The following is a 26,085-nucleotide window of genomic DNA, read 5'->3' as shown; positions in this document are numbered from 1 at the left end:
ACCCAACAAAATAGTTACACCCCAAACAATCAACAGACAGCCCAGATTACAAACACAATAAAACCTAGCCTATTGAAAGCTTTGCCACATAACCTTCGGCAACAATAGTCAGCACCACATCATCACTCCAAGCCGAAACAAAACAATAGCTTGTGCCCTTGTCCCCATCGACCAATTCCACCTCTTTAGAAAAGTCTGTCTCACTCAGCTCCAGCAAGTCAGAGATTTCTTCTCCCTCAGAACTGATACTTTTGTAAGCAATCGCCCCCCTGAACAAAACCGACCAACACCGTTCTTGCCAGTCCACAAACTCAACAACCACCTCTCCCTGGCGCCCCATCACACCTAAAATTGTCCCATCTGAAAAAGCGAGCGTTTCCATATTAGATTCCTGGATGTTTTTCGCCGGACGTGAAGCCTGAGCCCCCGCCCAACTTATAGTCTTGAGGCTTAACTTTTGTTATAGCCTTATGTTTCTTTGCTTGCCCCCAACTAAGCAAATGGGGTTTCACCTCAATATGAAAATGTTCACCATGATGCCTTGGGTTATGCGGCCCCGAATCTCCTGGGTGACTCTCAAATCTGATTCGCGTATTTGAGTTCGGCTCCCAAAGCATCCTCCGCGTGCCGTGTTGCGTAGTCGAAATAACGGGCTCAACACCAAGTGCCTCGGTTAATTCATGAGGATCACTTGGAAAATGGGTCCGAGCACTTGGAACCTCCGGTCCACCCTCATCAACCTTAGCGCTAGAAACATCATCCGGCACCTTACAATCCGGCTTATTCGGCGGCGGGCAATTCCCGCTCAACCCCAACGGATCAACCCACCCCGTCGGATTCGGCGTGTACTGGTACTGGTTCAGCCCGCCCGCCAACTTGATCGGATCTGGCGTCAGGTACCGACCAACATCCGGATTGTAGTAGCGATGCCGGTTGTAATGCAGGCCGCTCTCGGCATCGAAATACTGCCCCTGAAACCGTAACGGTTGCTGTAGCTGCTCTCCCCCACCGAACGCGAGGCGCGTGACTTTGCCGTAGGCGTTGTACTTCGCCGACCAGACAATCTCGCCACCAAAATCGGTCAATTCCTGCGGCGTACCCAGGTGATCGAGCTGGTAGTAAAACGGGCAAGCCTTGCGCGGGCCTTTGCCGTCGAGCATGGCGAGCGGGCGGAAAGTGCCGGGCTCGTAGACGTAGCTGCGGTAATGCTCGCGGCTGCTTTCGGCGATGAGGTGGTCGCCTTGCCAGAAGAACTCGGTGGTTTTGCCGTCGACGGTTTTGCTGATACGGCGGCCGAAGGCGTCGTAGCGGTAGCTGGCGCTGTGGCCGTCCGGGGTGGTGACGCCGATGAGGCGGTGCTGGCAGTCGTAGCGGTATTCGGTGACCAGTTTTTGCCCGGTGCCGCGGCGTTCGCGGATGAGGTTGCCGAAGGCGTCGTAGTCGTAGTGGCGGTCGCCTTGCATCAACAGGCGGTTGCCTTTGACGGTCGCGGCGCCGGGGCGATCCTGCATCAGCAGGTTGCCCGCCGGGTCGTGGGCGAAGCTTTCCGGTTGTTGATCGCGGGTGTGACGGACGCGGATCAGGCGGTTGAGCGGGTCGTATTGGTAATGGCGTTGGCCGTGGCGGGTGTCGGCGAGGCTGTCGAGGTTGCCGTTGGCGCTGTAGGCATAATCGCGGCGATACAGCGGTTGGAGGTGTTGGCTGACAGCGTGGGCTTTCAGACGGCCCTGTTCGTCATATTGATAGTCACTGAGCAACAGGCCTTGTTGGCGGTTTAGTTCGCGACCGGCGAAGAAAGTATGCGACGTCAGTCGTGCGCCGTTGAGGTCGATGGCCGTCAGCGCGCCGCCCTTGGCGTGGTGGTAATCGAGTTTGCTGCCGTCCGGCAGGCGCAGGCGATTGAGCTGGCCGCAGGCGTCGTAGCCATAACGTAACGTCCCCCAGCCCTGATGCTCGGTGATCAGGCGGTCCTGTTGGTCGTACTCGAATTCCAGCGGATGGTCGTGGCCGTCGTCGACGCTGACCAGTCGGCCGAGGCTGTCATAGTGGTATTCAACCTTGATGCCGTCGGGCAGGGTTTTGACCCGTAGGCGTCCGGCCGAGTCTCGCTCGTAAGCGGTAATCAGCTGCGAGCCGTCCTCGCCGAACTCGGTTTTCTCCAGCAGCTGGCCATTGAGGTCGTAGGCGTACGCCGTGCGTTGGCCGTCGAATCCGGTTTCCTGTCGGATCAAGCCATTGGGCGTGTAGTCCAGGCGATATTTTTCGCCGGATTCGTTTTCGATTTCCGTGAGCAACAACTGGGCGTTGTCGTAGCGGTACTGCAGTTGGGTGCCGTCGGGATTGAGGCGGCGGCTGACCAGGTGCAGGTCGTCGACGTATTCGTAGCGGGTGACGCGACCCAGTTCATCGCGTTCGGCGGTGATCTTGCCGTAGGCGTTGTAGCTGAACGCGCGGCTGGCGCCGGTAGGAAGCGTGGTCTGGATCAGTCGGCCAACGGCATCCCATTGGTACTGGGTGACGGCGCCGTGTTCGTCCTGACGGGTAATCTGCCGCCCCAGCGCGTCGTAGGAAAACCGCCGCACACCACCATCCGCCAGCGTTTCCTCAACCAACTGCCCCAAGGCGTTCCAGACGAACACATGCCGGCTGGTGTCCGGGTAACGGATCGATAGCAGTTGCCCTTTGTCGTCGTAGTGATAGTGGGTGACCTGACCGTCGGGATCGGTCGCTTCGGTGACGTCGCCCTGGACGTTGCGTTGATATTTCCACACCGCTTTGCCGCGATAACGCGCATGCAGGAAACCGCTGCGGTACTCGTAGGCCGTCGGTTCGTCGTCCGGCGGAATCAGCGCAACCAGCCGTCCGACTTCGTCGTAACGGTATTCGGTGACGGCGCCGAGCGGGTCCTGCTCGGCAAGCAACCGACCTTGATCGTCGTAGGCCTTGAGGTGCTCGCCACCGTCCAGTTCGACCTTGCGCACCAGCCGCGCCCGGTCGTCGTGGACGTAAACCTCTTCGCTGCCATCGATGTTCTGAACGGTGACACTGCCCTCGTCATCCCAGACGTAGCGCGCGTCCATCTGCGCAAACGACGCCCAATGCCGGACACATCGGGCAGCCTTGCCGGACCGTTCCCACTCCCAGAAGAAACTCGCCCCACCGGCCAACTGCCGCTGCAGGATGACGTGCTGATCGTCGTAGTCGTAACGTTCGCTTTCGCCGGCGGCATTGGTTGCTTCGATCAGTTGATCGCGTTCGTCGTAGCTGTAACTGACCAGCGTCTGCTCGGTGTGCCAAGCCTCGTCGAGGGTCTGGGCCGGGACAAAAACCTGATAGTCGACGGCGACCAAATGGCTGCGGTCATAGCGCAATCGCAGGGCGCGCCCTGCGCCGTTGTCGAGGCGCTTGATCCTGTCAGATGTATCCCGCTGCACCGTCAGCCGATTGCCATAGGCATCGCTGATCGCTGTCAGACGTCCTGCACGAAAGTGGAAAAACCGCGCTTTTTCTCCAGCCAGGGCGAGGATCAGTTCTTCGGGTTCATCGCCCAGATAAATCGCTGCCCGCGACAGGCTGTTGTGGATCGACGGGCGCTCGGTACTCGGTAGCGGAAAGGTCGTACGGCGGTTTTCGTGGTCGATCCAGATGACGGTGTCGCCATCGATTTCCAGTCGATGTGCAAGGCTGTGACTCCAGCCGAAACCGAGGCCGATATCGATCTCGGCGGCGCTGGTGCGATAGAGCCGGGTGAAGTCGAACGGCAGGATGCCGTCCAGCGCACCGTCGGTGAGGGTCAGCAGTTCTTCGCCGGTGACCATCGACACCGGGCAGTTGTTGGTGCAGGTCAGCGGCACACAATCGGCGCTGTCGCCGTTAGGGTTTTTCGCCTGATCCGGGGCGTTGTCGTGGTGTTCGTCTTTCTTCAGGGACGCATTGCGACGTGCGCTCCAGCTCAACTGCATCCGGCCTTTTTTCATGCCGGCAGCAACGCCTCGGGCAGCAACTTTCTTGTAGCGGTCGACGTAGCTGATGAAGCCATTGATGATCGTGAAAATCGCTTTGACGAGGCGCAGGACAGCGCTGAGTAATTGCGCAGCTCGATTAGCCAGCCGCATCGTCAAATAGGCGATACCGGCCCCGGCTGCAGCGAACGTCAGAACGATGCCGATCAGGATGTCGATCAACAGTTGCACCACCACCGTCGACACGGCTTCGGCGGTTTTGCCGGCGATCTCGCCGGGAGGCAGCATGTCCAACCAGAGGCTGGCGGTGCGTAACAGTAGGCACAGCGCCGCTTCGTCACTGGCCAGCAGTTGGGCTTTCTCCATGACATCCGGAGCGGTTTCCGCGAGGTTCTTCAGCGCTGTGGCGCTCTCACCCAACCGCTCACCAAACTTCCCCGGATCCTTGAGGATGTCCGAAAGCAGGCCGATGCCGTCCCACACGCCCTCGATTGCCGCCCAACTTCCCGCGAGCATTCCATTGCCTACAGCAACCGCAGAAGATTCCGACCACTTCGGCTTGAATGTCTTCCATTCATCTTGCAGCCAGTTTTCGAGCTCTTTCGTCAGGCCATCGTAGGAAGAGAAAAGATCATCGACGTGCTGCGGTGTGACTTCGTTGTGGACATGAATGCGGTAGAACTTGCCCTCATCCCCCTTGAACGTCCCTTTGCCATTTTCATCAAGCGTGACAAGCGTCGTTTCGCCGCTCTCAAGCGCAATCACATCGACCTGAATATTCCCCACAGGGATGTCATAAACCGATTCAAACTTGCTCTCTATCTCTAGCTTTCCACCCTTTGGGCATTGCACCACGGAGGAGAGAAAATCGTCGTCGCCACTGCTCACCGCGGTGCTGGTGCTGCCGAATCGAATGATCCGTTCCATGCCCATCAGCGAAGGCAAATCAGCCGCGTGACTGGCCTTGTCCGCCGCCCGATTGAACCAGTGCTTTAACTGTTCGCGATAAAGAGAAAGGGTGTTTGGGAAACCGTCGAGCTCCTGCTCGATACGTACGATCTGATCCATCAGTTCAGCTCCACCATCAGGTAGTCCACCAAGGCTGTTTTGGGTGCCTGAGGCAGGTCCGGTGTTTCAAGAAAGATCGCGACCTTGTGGCGTAAAACACTTTCGGAAAACGCCTCAAAAAGATCAGGACGTTCCTCGCTCAACCACTTCACCAAGTTGTTGATGCGGGTTGTTGCGGACTCTTCGGCGAGGTGTTTGAGCAGCGATTCGGAAACTTCCCACCATGGAAAAACCCGAGAAGCTTTCAGCGCACTACCACCAATTTCGACCGACTGGCCATTGATCAAACAGCGCCCGATCACCGGCAGCAGCTGCGAAGCGTCAACCTCGGCCGACCGAAGAATTGGCAGCAAATAACGCCCGTCCCAGAAGCGGAAAAACACCGCATTACCGTTGGGCAAAAGGACTTGAGTGAGGCTGCGAAGATGCTCGACCAACACCTCCTGAGGGGCAGAAGACACCGCCAGCCAACCCCAATCACGAGACTCGGTATTGGCAACCCACTCCAAAAACTCACTGCCAGCAGCGACGATTCCGACATAGGGCATTACCGGCTCCCACTCGGCGTAAGCGGTGTCGGCCCAGATCGGACTGGGTGCTTGAGCGGAGATCGAACGCTGCCAGGCCTTGAAAGGCCCTGCGTCGCTCGCGTTGCTGAAAACCGCGAACAACTGCTCGGAAGGTTTGAGCGGTTGGTGATCCAGCCAGTCGAGAGGTGACAAGTGATCAGGCGGCACAGACACCGTCCTTGCAGCGCTCACACTCTTCACAGAACGGCGCGTCGCTTTTCAGGCTCATGATCTGTGCGGCGCTCAGCAGAGCGGCCGGGGCGGCGACGAGTTTCAACGGCGTATCCGGCGACACGGGCGCAGCGGCCATCGACGGCATCAACCCGCCACCGACCTGAATTGGCACGCTGCTGAAAATCCCGCCGGGACCGATGTTGATCCACTGCCCGCCCGCCTGAATCGTCGCGCTGGCCCCGCCGTCGATGACCACTTGCTGACCGGCGCTGACATGGAATTGCTGACTGGCATTCAGCGCCTGGCTGGTCACCCGAATGTGTCGGTCACCGACCACCACCAGGTGATCATCCAGTTTCACTTCGGTCTGGCGCTGGCCATGGGTGATGCGCTGCTCGTCGGCTTTCAGCTCATGGCGAGCGGTGCCGGTGACGACGATGCTGCGGGCGTTATCGACCTGCACCTGTTGATCATTCAGTACGTGCTGAGTCCAGTTTCGCTGTGCGCGCAGGTAGATTTCCTCGGCGCCTTTGCGATCTTCGATGCGCAATTCGTTGTAACCGCCGCCACCGGGACTGCTCTGGCTGCGGAAAATGCTGCGGGTCTTGTCGGCGGGAAGATCGAGCGGCACCGGGGTTGCGGCGTTTGGCAGGCAACCCATCACCAGCGGTTTGTCGGCATCGGCGTCGACGAATCCCACCAGCACTTCCATGCCGACTCGCGGGATCATCACGCTGCCATAACGGTCGTGCGCCCAGCCGGTGGCGACGCGCAGCCAGCAACTGGAGTGTTCATCGAGCTGACCGTCACGGTCCCAAGCCAGCTGAACCTTGACCCGACCGAACTCGTCGCAATGGATTTCACTGTCGGTCGGGCCGGTGACCACGGCAGGTTGATAGCCGAGCATGCGGGGTTTTTCCGGCCCGAGTGGAGGGCGAAACGAAACGTCCCACGGTGTTGCCAGAAAGGTATTGCGATAGCCCTGGAAATCATCCGGGCCGTCGCTGGTAACCGACTCTTCCAGCACTTGCGGCTGGCGGCCACGGTGTTCGATTTCGGTGATCAACCACAGGTCATTCCATGCCTGACGCGGATGCTCGGCCAGGTGTAGGAAATGCCCGCTGACCAAAGCCGATTCGTCGCCACGACCTTCGGCCTGACGGAAGTCGGCGTTGTGGCGTTCGAGGGCTCGTTGGGCCAGATGCTTGCCGTGTTCGCGTTCAGTGAATTGGCCAGGGAAGTGGTAATCCTCGAGCACCGGTCGCAGCTCACTGTCGAGGCGGCTTTCAAGTTGCAGGCGAGGTTTTTTGAAGTCGTAGTCGCGACGGGTTACCGCTGTCGTCCGGGTTTCCAGTCGCACGTTGAAACGTTTGATGGCCGGCGCATCCGCCGCCATTCCGCTGCCTGGCAGGTACAGCGTCGGCTCGGGCAGACGTGGGAAAACCGTCTGGTCATCGCCAAACACCAACAGGTGCCCGTCGAGGCTGTGCTGAAAGTGGTAGTGAATGCCGAGCTCGGCACACAGCCGCTGGATGAACGCCAGATCGCTTTCGGCGTATTGCACACAGTACTCACGCGCGGGGTAGTCGCTGCCGAGCCGGAACTCGAAGGCATCGCGCTGGATACCGTGGTCTTTGAGAATTTGTGCGACGATCGCCGGCACGCTTTGGTGCTGGAAGATCCGCTGATTGATGCGCTGACCGAGGTAGGCCAGACGCGGCACGAGGCTGATTTGGTAGCCCGTCAGACGTTGCCCGGAATCGCTTTGGCCAACGCGAAAAATCTGACCATGAATGCCGGAACCCTGCGCATCAAAACTCAGAAATGCCTGACGATGCAGGAGGCTTTCGAGTTCGATGTCCGGCCGTTCGCTGACCAGTTCCAGGTCAAAACGGTAGGGCTGGCTGATGGCTTCCGTACCTGTGAACTCAAGCACCTTGAGCTCATTCTGGACACCGTCGATCGTCAACGTGAAGCGCGGTTGATTGGCAGGAGCGAACATCCGATGTGTCTCTGCTGAATGAAGGCGGGCGATTCTGCATGAGCGACTAGGGATGTTGATGGAGGGGCAGGAAAATCAGATTTGCCCTACTTTTTTAGAGATTTGTCCTTCAATAATCAGTGTGTTTGGCTACATACAACTCCTTCAAAAGCACCACCGGACAAATGTGGGAGCGGGCTTGCTCGCGAAAGCAGTGTGTCAGTCAACATTAATGCCGAATGACCCACCGCATTCGCGAGCAAGCCCGCTCCCACATTGGAACTTCGATGCCACAAGATCTGCGCCATAAAAAACGGCCCGTTTCCTACTGGAAGCGGGCCGTTTTCATGTTCGGCAAAAGATCAGAGCATCAGCTCATCCCGATCACTTGTTCAGGCGGAAATCTGCCTCGGCAGCGGCGAAGCGCTGAAGCATGCCTTTGGTAGGCTCGCCCGATTTGCTGACGATGTAGATGGCCAGGCTGGCGAAGATGAAGCCCGGGATGATTTCGTACAGGCCCAGCAGTTCGAAGTGTTTCCAGACGATCACGGTGATCGCGCCGACCAGGATGCCGGCCAGTGCGCCGTTGCGGGTCATGTCTTTCCAGATCACGGAGATCAGGACAACCGGACCGAAAGCAGCACCGAAACCGGCCCAGGCGTAGCTGACCAGACCCAGTACACGGTTTTCCGGATTAGCCGCCAGAGCGATAGCGATCAAGGCAACCAGCAGCACCATGGCACGGCCGACCCAGACCAACTCGACCTGGGAAGCGGTTTTACGCAGGAAGGTTTTGTAGAAGTCTTCGGTCAGGGCGCTCGAGCACACCAGCAGTTGGCAGCTCAAGGTGCTCATCACAGCAGCCAGAATGGCCGACAGCAGTACACCGGCAACCCATGGGTTGAACAGGATCTTGGCCAGTTCGATGAACACACGTTCGTGGTTTTCGCTCACTGGCATGGCCACGGCAGGGTTTGCCGAGAAATAGGCAATACCGAAGAAGCCTACAGCCACGGTGCCGCCCAGGCACAGGATCATCCAGGTCATGGAGATACGGCGAGCGTTAGCGATCGACTTGACCGAATCCGCCGCCATGAAACGCGCCAGGATGTGCGGCTGGCCGAAGTAGCCCAGGCCCCAGCCCATCAACGAGATGATGCCGATGAAGGTGGTGTTTTTCAGCATGTCGAAGTTGCTTGGGTCTTGCGCTTCGATGGCCAGGAACGTGGTATCGATGCCACCGGTGGCCAGCAGCACGATGATCGGCGTCAGCAACAGGGCGAAGATCATCAGGGTGGCTTGTACGGTGTCAGTCCAGCTCACGGCCAGGAAACCGCCGACGAAGGTGTAGGCAATCGTCGCCGCAGCACCGGCCCACAGCGCAGTCTCGTAGGACATGCCGAAGGTGCTTTCGAACAGACGGGCGCCAGCCACGATGCCGGAAGCGCAGTAGATGGTGAAGAACACCAGGATCACGACCGCGGAGATGATCCGCAGCAGGCCGCTTTTGTCTTCGAAACGGCTGGAGAAGTAATCCGGCAGGGTCAGCGCATCGCCGTTGTGCTCGGTCTGCACGCGCAGACGGCCGGCGACGAACAGCCAGTTCAGGTAAGCACCGATGATCAGACCGATGGCGATCCAGCTTTCGGACAGACCGGACATGTAGATGGCGCCCGGCAGGCCCATCAACAACCAGCCGCTCATGTCGGAGGCGCCGGCGGACAATGCCGTCACGACGCTGCCCAGGCTGCGACCGCCCAGAATGTAGTCAGAAAGGTTGTTGGTGGAGCGATAGGCCATGAAGCCGATCAGCACCATTGCTGCGATGTAGATCACGAACGTGATCAGTGTTGGATTGCTTACGCTCATTAAGTGATGCCCTGGCTTTGTTTTTATGTAGCGGCAGAGTGTGAAACCGCCGACAAACGACAACGTTTGTTCAGACGACTTCGGGGCCCGCGCATTTATGACTGATGTTTCCCCAGGAAAGCCATCAGCCGGTGCACCTGTCTTTTGTGACCGGTTGCACCTTGGGCGCGAATGCTATTCAACAAAGCAAATAAGGTGCAACCAGTTTCGCGAGAATAAGTTGCACCTAATCGGATTTACCTGAAAAAGCCCTGTTTTTGCTCCTTTTTAGCGCAGTCTTGGCGGTTTACTAGAAGCAAAAGCACCAAGCAGGAGCGGTACGCTCGTACCGGAATTTATTTCCTGACGAGCTGCGTATTATTCCGACAAAAAAAGGGTTGCACCCGGTTGCACCTCGACGGTTGCACGGCTAATCTTGCCGCCAGCTGATGCCACGCGGTCGTGGCAAACATGAGGATAAAAATATGGCTACCACCACCCTTGGGGTCAAACTTGACGACCCGACCCGCGAGCGCCTCAAGGCCGCCGCGACCTCGATTGATCGCACGCCCCACTGGCTGATCAAGCAGGCAATTTTCAATTACCTGGAAAAACTCGAGGGTGGTGCAACCCTGACCGAGCTGAGCGGTTTGATCAGCAAAGATGCTGACGACGCCGGCGAAGTCCACGCTGACCACGCGCACCAATGCTTCCTCGAGTTCGCCGAAAGCATCCTGCCGCAATCGGTCCTGCGCGCTTCGATCACCGCCGCTTACCGTCGCCCTGAGCCGGAAGTGGTGCCGATGCTGATCGAGCAGGCTCGCCTGCCGATCGCCATGGCCGAAGCCACCAACAAGCTCGCCGCCTCGATTGCTGAAAAACTGCGCAATCAGAAGAGCGCCGGCGGCCGTGCCGGGATTGTTCAGGGCCTGCTGCAGGAATTTTCCCTGTCGTCCCAGGAAGGCGTGGCGCTGATGTGCCTGGCCGAAGCGCTGCTGCGCATCCCGGACAAAGGCACCCGCGACGCACTGATCCGCGACAAGATCAGCACCGGTAACTGGCACCCGCACTTGGGCAACAGCCCGTCGCTGTTCGTCAACGCCGCCACGTGGGGCTTGCTGCTGACCGGCAAACTGGTCGCCACCCACAACGAAGCCGGCCTGACGTCGTCCTTGAGCCGCATCATCGGCAAGAGCGGCGAGCCGATGATCCGCAAGGGCGTCGACATGGCGATGCGCCTGATGGGCGAGCAGTTCGTCACCGGCGAAACCATCGCCGAAGCCCTGGCCAACGCCAGCAAGTTCGAAGCCAAGGGCTTCCGTTATTCCTACGACATGCTGGGTGAAGCCGCACTCACCGAGCACGATGCCCAGAAATACCTGGCCTCGTACGAACAAGCCATCCACTCGATCGGCAAAGCGTCCCACGGCCGTGGGATTTATGAAGGTCCGGGCATTTCCATCAAGCTGTCGGCACTGCACCCGCGTTACAGCCGTGCGCAGTACGAGCGCGTGATGGACGAGTTGTACCCACGCCTGCTGTCGCTGACCCTGCTGGCCAAGCAATACGACATTGGCCTGAACATCGACGCCGAAGAAGCCGACCGCCTCGAGCTGTCGCTGGATCTGCTGGAGCGCCTGTGCTTCGAGCCGCAACTGACCGGCTGGAACGGCATCGGTTTCGTGATCCAGGCTTATCAAAAGCGTTGCCCGTACGTGATCGACTACGTGATCGACCTGGCTCGTCGCAGCCGTCATCGCCTGATGATCCGTCTGGTAAAAGGCGCGTACTGGGACAGCGAAATCAAGCGCGCCCAGGTCGAAGGCCTGGAAGGCTATCCGGTCTACACCCGCAAGGTGTACACCGACGTTTCCTACATCGCCTGCGCTCGCAAATTGCTGTCGGTGCCGGAAGTCATCTACCCGCAATTCGCCACGCACAACGCCCACACCCTGTCGGCCATTTACCACATCGCCGGTCAGAACTATTACCCCGGTCAGTACGAGTTCCAGTGCCTGCACGGCATGGGTGAACCGCTGTACGAACAGGTTGTAGGCAAAGTTTCCGAAGGCAAGCTGAACCGTCCGTGCCGCGTGTACGCACCGGTCGGTACTCACGAGACGCTGTTGGCGTACCTGGTGCGTCGTCTGCTGGAAAACGGCGCGAACACCTCGTTCGTCAACCGCATCGCCGACCAATCTATTTCGATCCAGGAGCTGGTGGCCGATCCAGTGGCCAGCATCGAGCAGATGGCGACGCTGGAAGGCGGCTTCGGCCTGCCGCACCCGCGTATCCCGCTGCCGCGTGATCTTTATGGTGCCGAGCGCGCCAACTCCAGCGGCATCGACATGGCCAACGAACATCGTCTGGCTTCACTGTCCTGCGCCCTGCTGGCAACCGCTCATAACAACTGGAAAGCCGCGCCGATGCTCGGTTGCGCGTCCAGCACTGAAACCCCGGCTCCGGTGCTGAACCCGTCGGATCTGCGCGACATCGTCGGCCACGTACAGGAAGCGACCGTCGAAGACGTCGATAACGCGATCCAGTGCGCCCTGAACGCTGCACCGATCTGGCAGGCCACTCCGCCCGCCGAGCGCGCCGCGATTCTGGAACGTGCCGCTGATTTGATGGAAGGCGAAATCCAGCCGCTGATGGGCCTGCTGGCTCGTGAAGCCGGCAAGACCTTCGCCAACGCCATCGCCGAAGTGCGTGAAGCCGTGGACTTCCTGCGTTACTACGCGGTGCAGGCACGCAACGATTTCACCAACGACGCTCACCGCCCATTGGGCCCAGTGGTGTGCATCAGCCCGTGGAACTTCCCGCTGGCCATCTTCAGCGGCCAAGTCGCTGCGGCACTGGCTGCCGGTAACCCGGTTTTGGCCAAGCCAGCGGAACAAACTCCGCTGGTGGCTGCTCAAGCCGTGCGCTTGCTGCTCGAAGCCGGGATTCCGGAAGGCGTGGTGCAATTGCTGCCGGGCCGTGGCGAAACCGTTGGCGCGCGTCTGGTCGGTGACGATCGGGTTAAAGGCGTGATGTTCACCGGTTCCACCGAAGTCGCTCGTTTGCTGCAACGCAATGTCGCTGGTCGCCTGGATGCTCAAGGTCGTCCGATTCCGTTGATCGCCGAAACCGGTGGCCAGAACGCGATGATCGTCGACTCTTCGGCACTGACCGAACAAGTTGTGATCGACGTGGTGTCCTCAGCCTTCGACAGCGCCGGTCAACGTTGCTCGGCACTGCGTGTGCTGTGCTTGCAGGAAGATTCCGCTGACCGTGTCATCGAAATGCTCAAAGGCGCCATGGCTGAATGCCGTCTCGGCAACCCGGAACGCCTGTCCGTGGACATCGGCCCGGTGATCGACGCCGAAGCCAAGGCCGGTATCGAGAAGCACATCCAGGGCATGCGCGACAAAGGTCGCAGCGTGTACCAGGTGGCAATCGCCAACACCGAAGAAGTCAAACGCGGCACCTTCGTGATGCCGACGCTGATCGAACTGGAAAGCTTCGACGAGTTGCAACGGGAGATCTTCGGCCCAGTGCTGCACGTGGTTCGCTACAAGCGCAAAGACATCGATCAGCTGATCGGTCAGATCAATGCTTCCGGTTACGGCCTGACCTTGGGTGTGCACACTCGCATCGACGAGACCATCGCCAAGGTGGTCGACAACGTCAACGCCGGTAACGTCTACGTGAACCGCAACATCGTCGGTGCTGTGGTCGGCGTGCAGCCGTTCGGTGGCGAAGGCCTGTCGGGTACCGGTCCGAAAGCTGGTGGTCCGTTGTACCTGTACCGCCTGTTGTCGACACGTCCTACCGATGCAATCGAACAATCCTTCGCTCGTGGTGATGCCATCGCGGCACCGGACGTTCGTCTGCGTGATGCCATGAGCAAACCGCTGAAGGCCCTGCAAGCCTGGGCCGACAGCAGCAAGCTCACCGAGCTGAGCACCCTGTGCGTGCAGTTCGCGGCGCAATCGCAAAGCGGGATCACCCGTCTTCTGGCGGGCCCGACCGGCGAACGCAACAGCTACGCCATTCTGCCGCGCGAACACGTGCTGTGCCTGGCGGAAGTCGAAGGCGATCTGCTGACGCAACTGGCGGCGGTATTGGCCGTCGGCGGTTCGGCGGTATGGCCGGAAGCTGAATTGACCAAGGCGTTGTTCGCACGTCTGCCGAAGGACATTCAGGCGAAGATCAAACTGGTTTCCGACTGGAACAAGGACGAAGTGCTGTTTGATGCGGTTCTGCATCACGGCCATTCCGATCAGTTGCGTGCGGTCTGCCAGCAAGTGGCCAAGCGTGCCGGCGCGATTGTTGGGGTTCATGGCTTGTCGCAAGGCGAGACCAACATCGCGCTGGAGCGTCTGGTGATCGAGCGGGCGTTGAGCGTTAACACTGCTGCGGCGGGTGGTAATGCCAGTCTGATGACTATCGGCTAAACCGCAATACCACCGGGCGCCCGCAATGGACGCCCGGCATGCAATATCCCCCTGTGGGAGCGAGCCTGCTCGCTCCCACATTTGATTAGCGGTGCCCGCACCGCACCATCACGCTCATCAATCATCCTGTTCAGCCTTTATTCCCACGCCTAGACTCGGTCCATTCCAAAAAAAGGTAGGCCGCCATGTCCGAGACGTTGCTCAGTTCCCGCAATCTGGCTTTCGAGCTGTATGAAGTCCTTGATGCCGAGGGCCTGACCCAGCGTGAGCGTTTCGCCGAGCACAACCGCGAGACCTTCGACGCCGCCATCGGCACCGCGCGCACCATCGCCGAGAAGTTCTTCGCCCCGCACAACCGCAAGGGTGACGAGAATGAACCGCGCTATGAGGACGGTCAGGCGATTCTGATTCCGGAAGTGAAACCGGCAGTGGACGCCTTCCTTGAAGCCGGTTTCCTCAATGCTGCGCGCAGTTTCGATGCGGGCGGCATGCAACTTCCTACGCTGTTGTCCCAAGCCTGCTTCGCACATTTCCAATCGGCCAACGCGGCGTCGACTTCTTATCCGTTCCTGACCATGGGCGCGGCGAACCTGATCGAAAGTTTCGGCACCGAGGAGCAAAAACAACGCTTCCTGCAACCGATGATCGACGGTCGTTTCTTCGGCACCATGGCGCTGACCGAACCCCATGCCGGCTCGTCGCTGTCGGATATTCGTACCCGCGCAGAGCCTGCGTCTGACGGCACGTATCGACTCAAGGGCAACAAGATCTTCATCTCCGGCGGTGATCACCCGTTGTCGGAAAACATCGTGCACATGGTGCTGGCCAAGTTGCCGGATGCACCGGCGGGTGTGAAAGGGATTTCTCTGTTCATCGTGCCCAAGTTTCTGGTCAACGATGACGGCAGCCTGGGCAAACGCAACGATGTGTTGCTGGCCGGGCTGTTCCACAAGATGGGCTGGCGCGGCACCACCTCCACCGCGCTGAACTTCGGCGATAACGGCGAGTGTGTCGGCTACCTGGTGGGCAAGCCTCATCATGGCTTGAGCTACATGTTCCAGATGATGAACGAGGCGCGGATCGGCGTCGGCATGGGCGCGGTGATGCTCGGTTACGCCGGTTATCTGTATTCCCTGGAATACGCCCGCGAGCGGCCGCAGGGTCGCGTGCCGGACAGCAAGGACCCGAACACCGCGCCGGTGGCGATCATTCAGCACGCCGACGTCAAACGCATGTTGCTGACTCAGAAAGCCTACGTCGAAGGTTCGTTCGACCTTGGGTTGTACGCGGCGCGACTGTTTGATGACACCACAACCCTTGAGACTGAAGCTGAGCGCAAACAGGCCCACGAACTGCTGGATTTGCTGACGCCGATCGTCAAATCCTGGCCGTCGGAGTTTTGCCTGAAGGCCAACGAACTGGCGATCCAGATACTCGGCGGCCATGGCTACACCCGCGAATACCCGGTGGAGCAGTATTACCGCGACAACCGCCTGAACCCGATCCACGAAGGGACTCACGGCATTCAATCGCTGGACCTGCTGGGCCGCAAACTGGCGCAGAACGGTGGTGCGGGGCTCAAGCAATTGATCCGTCTGATCGCCGACACCGCCGAGTGTGCGCAGGCTTATGAATCGTTAACCGCGCTGCGTGAGCCGCTGGAGAAATTGGTGGCGCGTCTGCAAACCGTGACCATTGGCCTGCTGACGGATTTGGCGCAAGGCAAGGTTAATAGCAGCCTGGCGAACTCGGCGCTGTACCTCAAAGTGTTCGGGCACACGGTGATTGGCTGGCGCTGGCTGGAGCAGGCGATTCGCGCGCAGGAAGGGCTGGCCAAAGGGAATGCGGCGGATGTGAGCTTCTATAAAGGCAAGCTGCAGGCGGCGCGGTATTTCCTGACGTGGGAAGTGCCGGGTTGCCACCATGAACTGGCGATTCTTGAGGCGCGGGATGATGTGTGTCTTGGGATGCAGGATGAGTGGTTCTAACTGGAGCCTTGTGGTGCTGCTGACATCCATTCGCGAGCAAGCCCGCTCCCACAGGAGTCCGCGTTGAACCAAACAACGCGATCAACTGTGGGAGCGGGCTTGCTCGCGAAGGCGCCCGCACAGACAACTCATCAACTCAGCTTGAACCCACCCACTTGCCGCGCCAAATCATCCGCCAACCGCTGCAACGTCTGACAATCCTCACGACAAGCCCTGACCTCCCCGGCGGTGGCACGGGCCAGGTCAGAAATCCCCTGCACGTTCCGGTTGATCTCTTCCGTCACCGCCGACTGCTCTTCCGTCGCCGCCGCCACCTGATGGTTCATGTCGCTGATGCGCTCCACCTGCCCGGTAATCGCCGTCAACGACACCCCGGTGCGTTGGCTCGACTCAACGCCCGTGCCAGTCGCCGCTTGCCCGGAATGCATCGACGACACCGCGTTCTCCGCGCCTTGCTTGAGGCTGCCAATCATCTGCTGAATCTCATCAGTCGACGACTGCGTGCGCCGCGCCAACGTGCGCACCTCATCCGCCACGACCGCAAACCCACGCCCCATGTCCCCGGCCCGCGCCGCTTCGATGGCCGCGTTGAGCGCGAGCAAATTGGTCTGCTCGGAAATCCCGCGAATCACTGCCAGCACCTGATCGATAGATGCCACTTGATGGGCCAACTCGCCCACCGCGCTGGCAGCGAGGCCGATTTCATCGGACATGCTTTCGATATGCCGAATCGACCCGCCCACCACTTCCCGCGCCTGCATCGCCTCATCCCGGGCAGTTTGTGAAGCCACCGCGGCATTGCCGGCGTTCTGGGCGATTTCCTGCACCGTCAGGCCCATTTCGTGAACGGCGGTGGCGACCATGTCGGTCATTTCCTGCTGACGGCCGGAGCGTTCAGCGGTGTTGTCTACCACCCGCGCCACTTGGCCGACGGCCGTGCGTAAACGCTCGCTGGTGGTCAGCACTTCGCCGATCATGTCGCGCTGGCTTTCCAGGAACCGATTGAAGCCGCGAGCCAGGTCACCCAGTTCATCGGCGCGACTGGAATCTAACCGGTGGGTCAAATCTCCACCACCGCTACCGATGGCTACCAGCGCCGCTGTTACCTGGCGGATCGGCCGCACCAATCCACGGGCCAACAACACCACCAGCATCAGGCAAACCAGCGCCACCGCCAGGCCGATGCCGCTGCTCATCCACATCGCGCGGCGGGCTTCGGCGTAGATCTGCGACTGTGGCACTTCGGCCACCAGCGTCCAGCCCAAGTCCCGCAACGGCAGACTCAATGCCAGAAAATCTTCGCCATCGCGATCGAAGCTGCTGTGGGTGGCAGCCTGTTGGCCCATGACGGCTTGCGCTGCCGGGGTGCCAATCTGTTCGGCCAACGTGCGTTTGCCGCTGAACTGCGCTTCGGGGTGAACCTGGATCAAACCGTCGGAACGCACGAGATAGACCTTGCCGCGCTCACCGAAGTTGAAGTTGTGGATCAGCTCCGACAGCTCTTTCATGCTCAGGCCAAGCCCGGCAACGCCCACGACTTTGCCGGCCTGCTCGACCTTGAGGTCGATGAACAGCGCCAACTCTCCGGTCGCGGTGTCATTGTCGATATTGAGGGTGCGCGGCTGGTTGCTGTCGAGAAACGAATAGAACCAGGCGTCTTTGGGGTTGGAGCGGCTGAGGATCCGGTCCAGGCCTTTTTCCGTGAAGTAATGGTTTGAAGCCGTGCCGACGATCAGCGCGGTAAAGGCTTTGTGCTCGGCGCGGATGCCTTCCAGATAGGTGACGAAGGTGTTGGTCTGGGCACTGTTTTCACCCCCGGCCAACCAGTCGCGCACCATGCTATTGCTGGCGATGTCCTTGGCGGCGGTGAGCGGTTGAACGAGGATTCGCTCGATGTCGTTGCGCATCGCTTCGATGCTCGACGGCAGCGCTTGCTCGACCAGATAGCGCTCGGCGAGGCGATTGACCACGAGGGTATAAATGCCAACCACGATCAGAATACTGACCAGCAGGGCGGTGCCCATGCTCAGGATCAACTGCCATTGAATACTGCGTCGCCAGAACTGCATGGAGCACCCCCAAAGAATAAGAGGCTGAAACACCGCAACAGCCGTGCCGATTGTATACAACACAAACGACAATTTATTCTTTGGTTGTGCGCAAAGCCGATCAGGCCTGATTGATCGTCTTGGAGATTACTTCAACCGTGGCGCTGACTTGCTCTTGGTAACGGTCGAGTTCCTGCTTGTGCTGCTTCTGCATTTCGATCTGCTGGGAGCACAGATTCATCGCGGCCAATACCAGCAAGCGGTCACCGATCAACGTCGGGTACTTCCTTTTGGTGTCGGCCAGGACAGCCTTCAGCATTAAGGCGGCGTCCAGCAGGGTTTGCTCTTCCCCGGCCGGCGCCTTGATCGAATAGTCCTCCCCCAGGATCGAGACGACTTTTACCCCTGCGGCGCCATGATTCATGCGCTGACTGGGCCGGCGCTGACGCGCTCAACCAGGGCCTGGATGCGTGCAGCGGTGGCACCTTGTTTCTCTTCCTGTTCCATCAGGCTCAGTTGCAGGCTTTCGTTTTCATCCTTGGCCTGGGCCAGTTCTGCGCTCAGGGTTTGGTTGGTGCCGAGCAGGGTCTGGTTCTGTTGCACCAGGTCGCTGACCAGCTGTTCCAATTGGCTTAGGGATGCTTCCAACATTTTGATTTTCCAAGCATTTTCAAAGGGCGCGTACGATAAAGAAAAGTCACCATGGATGCCAGGGTTATTGGGGCGCAAGGCCTTGATTTTCCTGGCGGGCGACCTTCCTCGCGAGCTTTAAAGACTGTGATTGGCGGATCTGGTTCCTGCACTTCGTCGCCGGAGCGGTTGTGCGACAAAAACCCGCAGGGGCTCAAGACTTTAGTCGTATGACCGATAAGTCATCCATACGTCAGTCTCAGCGCCGCACGGATGCGCTCTTTTCGGTAAACACCATGTCCCTTCGTAATATGAATATCGCTCCACGGGCGTTCCTCGGTTTTGCCCTGATTGGCGGCCTGATGCTGATTCTGGGTGTGTTTGCCTTGAACCAGATGAGCAAGATTCGCGGCGCCGCCGAGGACATCACCTCAAGCAGCGTGCCGAGCATCAAGAGCCTCGACGAATTCACTCAGCTGACCCTGCGCCTGCGGGTGCTGTCCTACCGTTTGCTGGTGAACCGCGAGCCGGACGTCCAGCAAAAGACCATGGATCTGCTGGAAACCCGCAATCAGCAGATTCGTGCCGCTCAGGTGACTTACGAAAAACTGATCACCAGCCCGCAGGAACGTTCGGCCTACGACCAGTATGTGCAGTTGCTCAGCCAGTACCGTCAGATCGAAGACCGGATGAAGACCCTGTCGCGTAACAATCAGGTGGATGAACTGCGCACCCTGCTCAACACCGATCTGCTGACCAACTCCGAAGCGGTGAACACCGTGCTGAACCGCTTGCTGGAGATCAACACTCAGCAGACCCTCGACACCAATCAACAAGCCGCCGACCAGTACGCTTCGGCCTTCAACCTGGTGATCACCCTGCTGGTGATCGCGACCGGCCTGACTCTGCTGTTCGCCTGGTTGTTGACCAACAGCATCACCAAGCCGATCGCCAACGCCCTGAGCGCTGCCGAAGAAATTGCTGAAGGCAACCTGACCCGCCCGATCACCGTCGATGGTGAGGACGAAGCCGGCCGCTTGCTGCTGGCCATGTCGAAGATGCAGGACAAGCTGCGCGACACCCTGCAACGGATTTCCGGGTCCGCCACGCAACTGGCGTCCGCCGCTGAAGAACTCAACAGCGTCACCGACGAAAGCGCCCGTGGCCTGACCCAGCAGAACAACGAAATCGAACAAGCTGCCACCGCAGTCAACGAAATGACCAGCGCCGTGGAAGAAGTCGCGCGCAATGCCGTCAGCACGTCCGAAGCCTCGAAGAACGCCACCACCTCCGCCGGTGATGGCCGTGACCTGGTGCAGGAAACCGTCAGCGCCATCGAACGCATGAGCGCCGACGTGCAGAGCACCGCCACCCTGATCGGCGACCTGGCCAACGAGTCCCGTGACATCGGCAAAGTGCTGGACGTGATTCGCGGCCTGGCTGATCAGACCAACTTGCTGGCATTGAACGCAGCCATCGAAGCCGCCCGTGCCGGTGAGGCCGGTCGTGGTTTTGCCGTGGTGGCGGACGAAGTCCGTGCCCTGGCGCATCGCACCCAGCAGTCGACCAGCGAAATCGAACGCATGATCGGCAGCATCCAGAGCGGTACCGAGCACGCAGTGGATTCGATGCGCAACAGCACCGAGCGTGCTGAGTCGACGTTGAACATCGCTCGTGGTGCAGGCATGTCGCTGGACACTATTAATAGCGCGATCGTCGAAATCAACGAACGCAACCTGGTGATCGCCAGCGCGGCCGAAGAGCAGGCGCAAGTGGCCCGTGAAGTGGACCGCAATCTAGTGAACATTCGTGATCTGTCGGTGCAGTCGGCGACCGGGGCTAACCAGACCAGTGCCGCGAGCAATGAGCTGTCGCGATTGGCGCTGGACCTGAACAACATGGTTGGGCGGTTTAGCCTCTAAGAGCACCGCGAACTCTGTGGGTAAGGGATTTATCTGTGGCGAGGGGATTTATCCCCGTTCGGCGGCGAAGCCGTCGCAAGACCTGTTTGCGGGGCATGCCTGAAAGAACGCAGGGGGCCGCTTCGCAGCCCAACGGGGATAAATCCCCTCGCCACAGTGATTGCACCCGGAGCTGCGTGTGTCATCTGCTTGCTGCAAAAGCTTTTTGACAGCATCACATTTCAACAGGTTAGAATCGCTGGCACGCAGACTGCATGGTCAGTTTTCGCCCGCCTTTCAGCTTTCTGGAGTACTGCCTTTGAATGCGACGACCATCAACAGCCTGTTCTTGATCGGCGCGTTGCTGGTAGGTGCAAGCATTCTGGTGAGCTCACTTTCATCGCGCCTCGGTATCCCGATTCTGGTGATCATCCTCGCGGTGGGCATGTCGGCCGGCGTCGATGGCGCCGGCATTATTTTCGATAACTACCCAACGGCTTATCTGGTCGGCAACCTCGCGCTGGCCGTCATCCTGCTCGACGGCGGCTTGCGCACCCGGGTTTCCAGCTTCCGCGTGGCGTTATGGCCGGCGCTGTCGCTGGCGACAGTCGGGGTGTTGATCACCACCGGGCTGACCGGCATGGCCGCCGCGTGGCTGTTCAACCTGAACCTGATCCAGGGCCTGCTGATCGGCGCTATCGTTGGCTCCACCGACGCCGCGGCGGTGTTCTCGCTGCTCGGCGGCAAAGGCCTGAACGAACGGGTGACCGCCAGCCTCGAGATCGAGTCCGGCAGCAACGACCCGATGGCGGTGTTCCTCACCGTGACCCTGATCGACATGCTCGCCAGCGGCCAGACCGGTCTGCATTGGAGCCTGCTCGGGCACTTGATGCGTGAGTTCGGTATCGGTGCTGTCATCGGCCTGGGCGGCGGCTGGGTCATGCTGCAACTGGTCAACCGTATCCACTTGGCCACCGGCCTTTATCCGATCCTGGTCATTGCTGGCGGTTTGGTCGTGTTTGCCCTGACCAACGCCTTGCACGGCAGCGGCTTTTTGGCGGTTTACCTGTGCGGCCTGGTCATCGGCAACCGCCCGGTGCGCAGCCGCCACGGCATTTTGCACATGCTCGATGGCATGGCCTGGCTGGCGCAAATCGGCATGTTCCTGGTCCTCGGGCTGCTGGTAACGCCCCATGACCTGTTGCCGATTGCCCTGCCCGCTCTGGGCCTGGCGCTGTGGATGATTCTGTTTGCGCGGCCGTTGTCGGTAATCGTCGGCCTGCTGCCCTTCAAGGCGTTCCATGGGCGCGAGAAGGCGTTCATTTCCTGGGTCGGGTTACGCGGCGCGGTTCCGATCATTCTGGCGGTGTTCCCGCTGATGGCCGGCCTGCCCAACGCCCAGCTCTATTTCAACCTCGCCTTCTTTATCGTGTTGGTGTCGCTGCTGGTGCAGGGCACGAGCCTGCCGTGGGTGGCGAAGCTTTTGAAAGTGACCGTTCCGCCGGAGCCGGCACCGATCTCCCGCGCCGCCCTGGAAGTCCACGTCACCAGTGAGTGGGAGCTGTTCGTTTATCGCCTCGGTGCCGAGAAATGGTGCATCGGCTCGCCCCTTCGCGAACTGAAAATGCCCGAAGGCACCCGCATTGCAGCCCTGTTTCGTGGCCAGCAACTGCTCCATCCGTCGGGTAGTACAGTGCTCGAAGTCGACGATTTGCTGTGCGTCATCGGCCATGAACACAACCTTCCGGCCCTCGGAAAACTCTTCAGCCAGGCACCGCAACGAGGCCTCGATTTGCGCTTCTTCGGCGACTTCGTACTCGAAGGAGACGCCCAACTGGCTGCGGTTGCGGCGCTGTACGGGTTGAAAGTGGAAGGCATCGATCCGGACATGTCGCTCGGCCACTTCATTGCCCAGAAAGTGGGCGGTGCACCCGTCGTCGGTGACCAGGTGGAGTGGAACAACACCATTTGGACCGTCGCGGTCATGGAAGGGAACAAGATCGGTAAAGTGGGCGTCAGATTCCCCGAAGGAAGTCGCCCCGGTCCGGGCTTGTTCCTCTAAACTCTACACTTCGTCTCGCTTTCGATCGGTCTCTATGTCAACCCTGCGCACGTTTATCATTACGGCCCTGCTGGGCTTGAGTCTTTCTGTCGGTACATTGCAAGCGGCCGAACCGCCGTCCAGCGAAGCCGTGCAGGCGAACCTGGACAAGATCGCCGAGCGCAAATTGCCGGAAGCCGATCAGAAAGCCCTGCAGAGCATCCTGCAAAACACGCTGACACAGCTCAACAACAAGCGTGATTACGAGCAGAAGCTGGCCGATCTCAAGCAACAACTGGCCAACGCCCCAAAGCAGAACATCGAGAACCAGCGAGAACTGGCCAAGCTCAAAGCCACCAAATTGCTGCCAGTACCGCAGCGCTATGCCAAAGAGCCTATTCAGCAACTGGAGCAAATGCTCACCGAGCGCTCCACCCAGCAAAGCGATCTGCAAAAAGCCCTGGCCGACGCCAACAGTCTGGTGATTACTGCCCAGACCCGCCCCGAGCGCGCCCAGGCCGAAATTTCTGCCAGCCAGACGCGCATCCAGCAGATCAACAACATCCTCAAGATCGGCAAGGACGGCGGCAAGATCTTGACCCCTGAGCAACGCGACCTGCTCAACGCAGAGCTCGCGGCGCTGAATGCCCTGATCCCGTTGCGCCGCCAGGAACTGGCCGGCAACAATCAACTGCAGGACTTGGGCAACAGCCAGCATGACTTGCTCTCGGAAAAATCCGATCGCCTGGATCAGGAAATCCAGGAACTGCAAACCCTGATCAACCAGAAGCGCCTGGCCCAGTCCCAGGAGACGGTGACGCAGCAATCCATCGAAGCGCAGAAATCCGGCGGCAGTACCCTGCTGGCGACCGAAAGCGCGGCCAACCTCAAGCTTTCTGACTACCTGCTCAAAAGTACTGACCGCCTCAACGAAGTCACCCAGCAGAATCTGCAGACCAAGCAGCAACTGGACAACGTGACCCAGAGCGACTCGGCGCTGGACGAGCAAATCAACGTGCTCAAGGGCAGCCTGCTGCTGTCCAAGATTCTCTATAAACAGAAACAGTCCCTGCCACGCCTCAGGCTCGACCGTGACCTGGCCGACCAGATCGCCGACATTCGCCTCTATCAATTCGAAGTCAGCCAGCAACGGGAACTGCTCAGCAACCCGGCGACCTATGTCGACAACCTGCTGTCGACTCAGCCTCCCGAGCAAGTCACCCCGCAACTGCGCAAAAGCCTGCTGGAGCTGGCCACAACCCGCGCCGACCTGCTGGAGCGGCTGAACCGCGAACTCAGCGCGGTGCTCAACGAATCGATCACGTTGCAACTCAATCAGAAGCAACTGCTCAGCACCGCGCAAAGCCTGCGGGCGACCCTCGATGAGCAGATGTTCTGGATTCCCAGCAACAAGCCACTGGACCTGGAATGGATGCGCGCCGTACCGGAGCGCCTGGAACGTCAGGTCACCACGCTGCCGTGGGCTTCCAGCCTGAGCGAATTAAGTGACGGCCTGACCCAACGGCCGCTGCTGTTCCTGCCCCTGGCGCTGTTGATCGGCGCCCTGCTGTGGCGACGCAAAAGCCTGTATGCCCGACTGAGCAAGGTTCACCAGGACATCGGCCACTTCAAACGCGACAGCCAGTGGCACACGCCGCAGGCCATCCTGATCAACATTCTGCTGGCGATGCCGGTGTCCCTGGGCCTGGCCTTGTGTGGCCTGGCCTTGCAAATCGACGCCCGCGGACAGAACGCGAACATGGGCGCGGCGCTGCTGCAAATGGCCCAGGCCTGGCTAGTGTTCTACACCGCTTACCGGATTCTTGCGCCGGGCGGCGTGGCCGAACTGCATTTCCGCTGGGAAAAACCTCAGGTCGAATTCCTGCAGGGCTGGGTCCGTCGACTCGGGCTGGTGGTCATGGCGTTGGTCGCGGTGGTGGCAGTCGCCGAGCTGCAACCCGCGACCCTGGCCGATGACGTACTCGGCATGCCGGTGGTGCTGACTTGCTATGCGCTGATGGCCTGGCTGCTCAGCCGCCTGCTGATCAGCAGCCCGACTCACCAGAACGCTTCGCTGTTCCGCAAGGCCGTGGGGATCCTGTTCACCGTCCTGCCTGTCGCGTTGTTCGTGGCGGTGTGCTTCGGCTATTACTACACCGCGCTGAAGCTCAGTGACCGATTGATCAACACCCTTTACCTGCTGATGTTCTGGCTGGTGATCGAGGCCACCTTCGTGCGCGGCCTCAGCGTTGCGGCACGCCGCCTGGCCTACCAGCGCGCCCTGGCCAAACGCCAGGCCGCGAAAGAGGCCGGCGACGGCGAAGCGGTGATCGAAGAGCCAACCCTGGATATCGAGAAGGTTAACGAGCAGTCCCTGCGCCTTATCCGCCTGGCACTGCTGGGCGGTTTCATCGCGGCGTTGTACTGGGTCTGGTCGGACCTGATCTCTGTGTTCTCGTACCTGGATAACGTCACCCTCTACGAATACACCAGCGGCACCGGCGCCAACATGAGCATGGTGCCGATCAGCATTGGCGACATGCTCGGCGCGCTGATCATCATCGGCATTACCTTCGCCCTCGCGCGCAACTTGCCGGGGTTGCTGGAAGTGTTGGTGCTGTCGAAGCTGAACCTGGCTCAGGGCAGTGCGTACGCCACCACCACCTTGCTGTCTTACGTGATCGCTGGCATCGGTTTCGTCTCCACCCTGTCGACACTCGGCGTGAGCTGGGACAAGTTGCAATGGCTGGTGGCGGCGCTGTCGGTAGGTCTCGGCTTCGGGATGCAGGAAATCTTCGCCAACTTCATCTCCGGGATCATGATCCTGTTCGAACGTCCGGTGCGGATTGGCGACACCATCACCATCGGCAACCTGTCCGGTACGGTGAGCAAGATCCGCATCCGCGCCACGACGATCACCGACTTCGACCGCAAGGACATCATTGTCCCGAACAAGACGTTCATTACCGGGCAACTGATCAACTGGTCCCTGACCGACACCATCACCCGAGTAACCCTCAAGCTCGGTGTCGATTACGGCTCGGACCTGGACCTGGTCAAGGAATTGCTGCTCAAGGCCGCACGCGATAACCCGCGAGTGCTGAAAGACCCGGAACCCCACGTGTACTTCCTGAACTTCGGCGAAAGCACCCTCGACCACGAGTTGCGCATGCATGTACGTGACCTCGGTGACCGTAACCCGGTGCTCGATGAGGTCAACCGCTTCATCAATCGCGAGTTCAAGAAACAGCACATCAACATCTCGTTCCGGCAGATGGAGGTTTACCTCAAGAATCTTCAGGGCCAGGAATACAAAATGGTGCCCATCGAGCCGGAAACCAAGACCATCGTTCCCATGGCCGATGGCAAACCTGTGCAAGAGCCGCCGGCCGCCAAGCTCGACTAAGCGGCTTATCCCTAGCAGAATGCTCGGACA

At 59.7% G+C, this 26,085-nt stretch carries 13 protein-coding genes and 2 pseudogenes; 6 read left to right on the top strand and 9 right to left on the bottom strand.

The window, feature by feature from the left end; all coding sequences use genetic code 11:
* Positions 1 to 64 precede the first annotated feature (64 nt).
* The 5 genes from KGB03_RS15610 to putP form a co-directional block, all read right to left on the bottom strand.
* A complete protein-coding gene (locus KGB03_RS15610) occupies positions 65 to 382 on the bottom strand; it encodes a hypothetical protein (RefSeq protein WP_223527523.1) in 318 nt (105 codons plus the stop codon).
* Position 383: 1 nt separating this feature from the next.
* Positions 384 to 5,030: an RHS repeat-associated core domain-containing protein gene (locus KGB03_RS15605; protein ID WP_223527521.1), complete on the bottom strand. Its 4,647-nt coding sequence runs from the start codon at positions 5,028 to 5,030 to the stop codon at positions 384 to 386.
* On the bottom strand, positions 5,030 to 5,767 hold the full coding sequence (locus KGB03_RS15600; RefSeq protein ID WP_223527519.1) for a DUF4123 domain-containing protein: 738 nt from the start codon (positions 5,765 to 5,767) through the stop codon (positions 5,030 to 5,032). The genes KGB03_RS15605 and KGB03_RS15600 overlap by 1 nt, the downstream gene beginning before the upstream one ends.
* The gene (locus tag KGB03_RS15595; RefSeq protein WP_223527517.1) at positions 5,757 to 7,775 is read right to left on the bottom strand and encodes a type VI secretion system tip protein VgrG; all 2,019 of its coding nucleotides are present in this window, start codon (positions 7,773 to 7,775) and stop codon (positions 5,757 to 5,759) included. The genes KGB03_RS15600 and KGB03_RS15595 overlap by 11 nt, the downstream gene beginning before the upstream one ends.
* 363 nt (positions 7,776 to 8,138) lie before the next feature.
* Positions 8,139 to 9,623, bottom strand: coding sequence for a sodium/proline symporter PutP (gene putP / locus KGB03_RS15590; RefSeq protein ID WP_223527515.1), 1,485 nt, complete (start codon positions 9,621 to 9,623; stop codon positions 8,139 to 8,141).
* Between the two features lie 464 nt (positions 9,624 to 10,087).
* On the opposite strand from putP, the gene putA reads away from it, so the two are divergent.
* Positions 10,088 to 14,041, top strand: coding sequence for a trifunctional transcriptional regulator/proline dehydrogenase/L-glutamate gamma-semialdehyde dehydrogenase (gene putA, locus KGB03_RS15585; protein WP_223527513.1), 3,954 nt, complete (start codon positions 10,088 to 10,090; stop codon positions 14,039 to 14,041).
* 185 nt (positions 14,042 to 14,226) lie between these two features.
* Entirely contained in the window at positions 14,227 to 16,029 is a 1,803-nt protein-coding gene (locus KGB03_RS15580) for an acyl-CoA dehydrogenase (protein ID WP_223527505.1), read from the top strand.
* Positions 16,030 to 16,160: 131 nt separating this feature from the next.
* On the opposite strand, the gene KGB03_RS31370 is transcribed toward KGB03_RS15580, so the two are convergent.
* The 4 genes and pseudogenes from KGB03_RS31370 to KGB03_RS15565 form a co-directional block, all read right to left on the bottom strand.
* Positions 16,161 to 16,892 (bottom strand): methyl-accepting chemotaxis protein, encoded by a 732-nt coding sequence (locus KGB03_RS31370; protein ID WP_375154713.1) that lies wholly within the window; start codon positions 16,890 to 16,892, stop codon positions 16,161 to 16,163.
* Positions 16,893 to 17,027: 135 nt separating this feature from the next.
* Positions 17,028 to 18,053 (bottom strand): annotated as a pseudogene (locus tag KGB03_RS31365) (cache domain-containing protein); the annotation flags it as partial.
* A gap of 145 nt (positions 18,054 to 18,198) precedes the next feature.
* On the bottom strand, positions 18,199 to 18,501 hold the full coding sequence (locus KGB03_RS15570) for a cell division protein ZapA (RefSeq protein ID WP_223527501.1): 303 nt from the start codon (positions 18,499 to 18,501) through the stop codon (positions 18,199 to 18,201).
* Positions 18,498 to 18,728 carry a hypothetical protein gene (locus tag KGB03_RS15565; protein ID WP_008149645.1) on the bottom strand — a complete coding sequence of 77 codons (231 nt, stop codon included), beginning with the start codon at positions 18,726 to 18,728 and terminating at the stop codon, positions 18,498 to 18,500. The genes KGB03_RS15570 and KGB03_RS15565 overlap by 4 nt, the downstream gene beginning before the upstream one ends.
* Positions 18,729 to 18,937: 209 nt before the next feature.
* Between KGB03_RS15565 and KGB03_RS31360 the strand changes: the two are divergent.
* From KGB03_RS31360 to mscK, 4 genes and pseudogenes are all read left to right on the top strand, one after another.
* Positions 18,938 to 19,774, top strand: a pseudogene (locus KGB03_RS31360) (MCP four helix bundle domain-containing protein); the annotation flags it as partial.
* The gene (locus KGB03_RS31355) at positions 19,757 to 20,629 is read left to right on the top strand and encodes a methyl-accepting chemotaxis protein (RefSeq protein WP_371925560.1); all 873 of its coding nucleotides are present in this window, start codon (positions 19,757 to 19,759) and stop codon (positions 20,627 to 20,629) included. The pseudogene KGB03_RS31360 and the gene KGB03_RS31355, both read left to right, overlap by 18 nt.
* A gap of 298 nt (positions 20,630 to 20,927) precedes the next feature.
* Complete coding sequence (locus tag KGB03_RS15555; RefSeq protein ID WP_008149642.1) at positions 20,928 to 22,670, top strand: potassium/proton antiporter; 1,743 nt, start codon at positions 20,928 to 20,930, stop codon at positions 22,668 to 22,670.
* Positions 22,671 to 22,704: 34 nt separating this feature from the next.
* Positions 22,705 to 26,055, top strand: a complete 3,351-nt coding sequence (gene mscK, locus KGB03_RS15550) for a mechanosensitive channel MscK (RefSeq protein WP_192409925.1) — start codon at positions 22,705 to 22,707, stop codon at positions 26,053 to 26,055.
* Positions 26,056 to 26,085: the final 30 nt, after the last annotated feature.

Origin of the sequence: Pseudomonas sp. BF-B-26, from assembly GCF_019956495.1 — a bacterium.
Taxonomy (GTDB): Bacteria; Pseudomonadota; Gammaproteobacteria; order Pseudomonadales; family Pseudomonadaceae; genus Aquipseudomonas.
The sequence above is the reverse complement of the archived record's forward strand: the minus strand, read 5'-3'. Positions and strand labels throughout refer to the sequence as shown.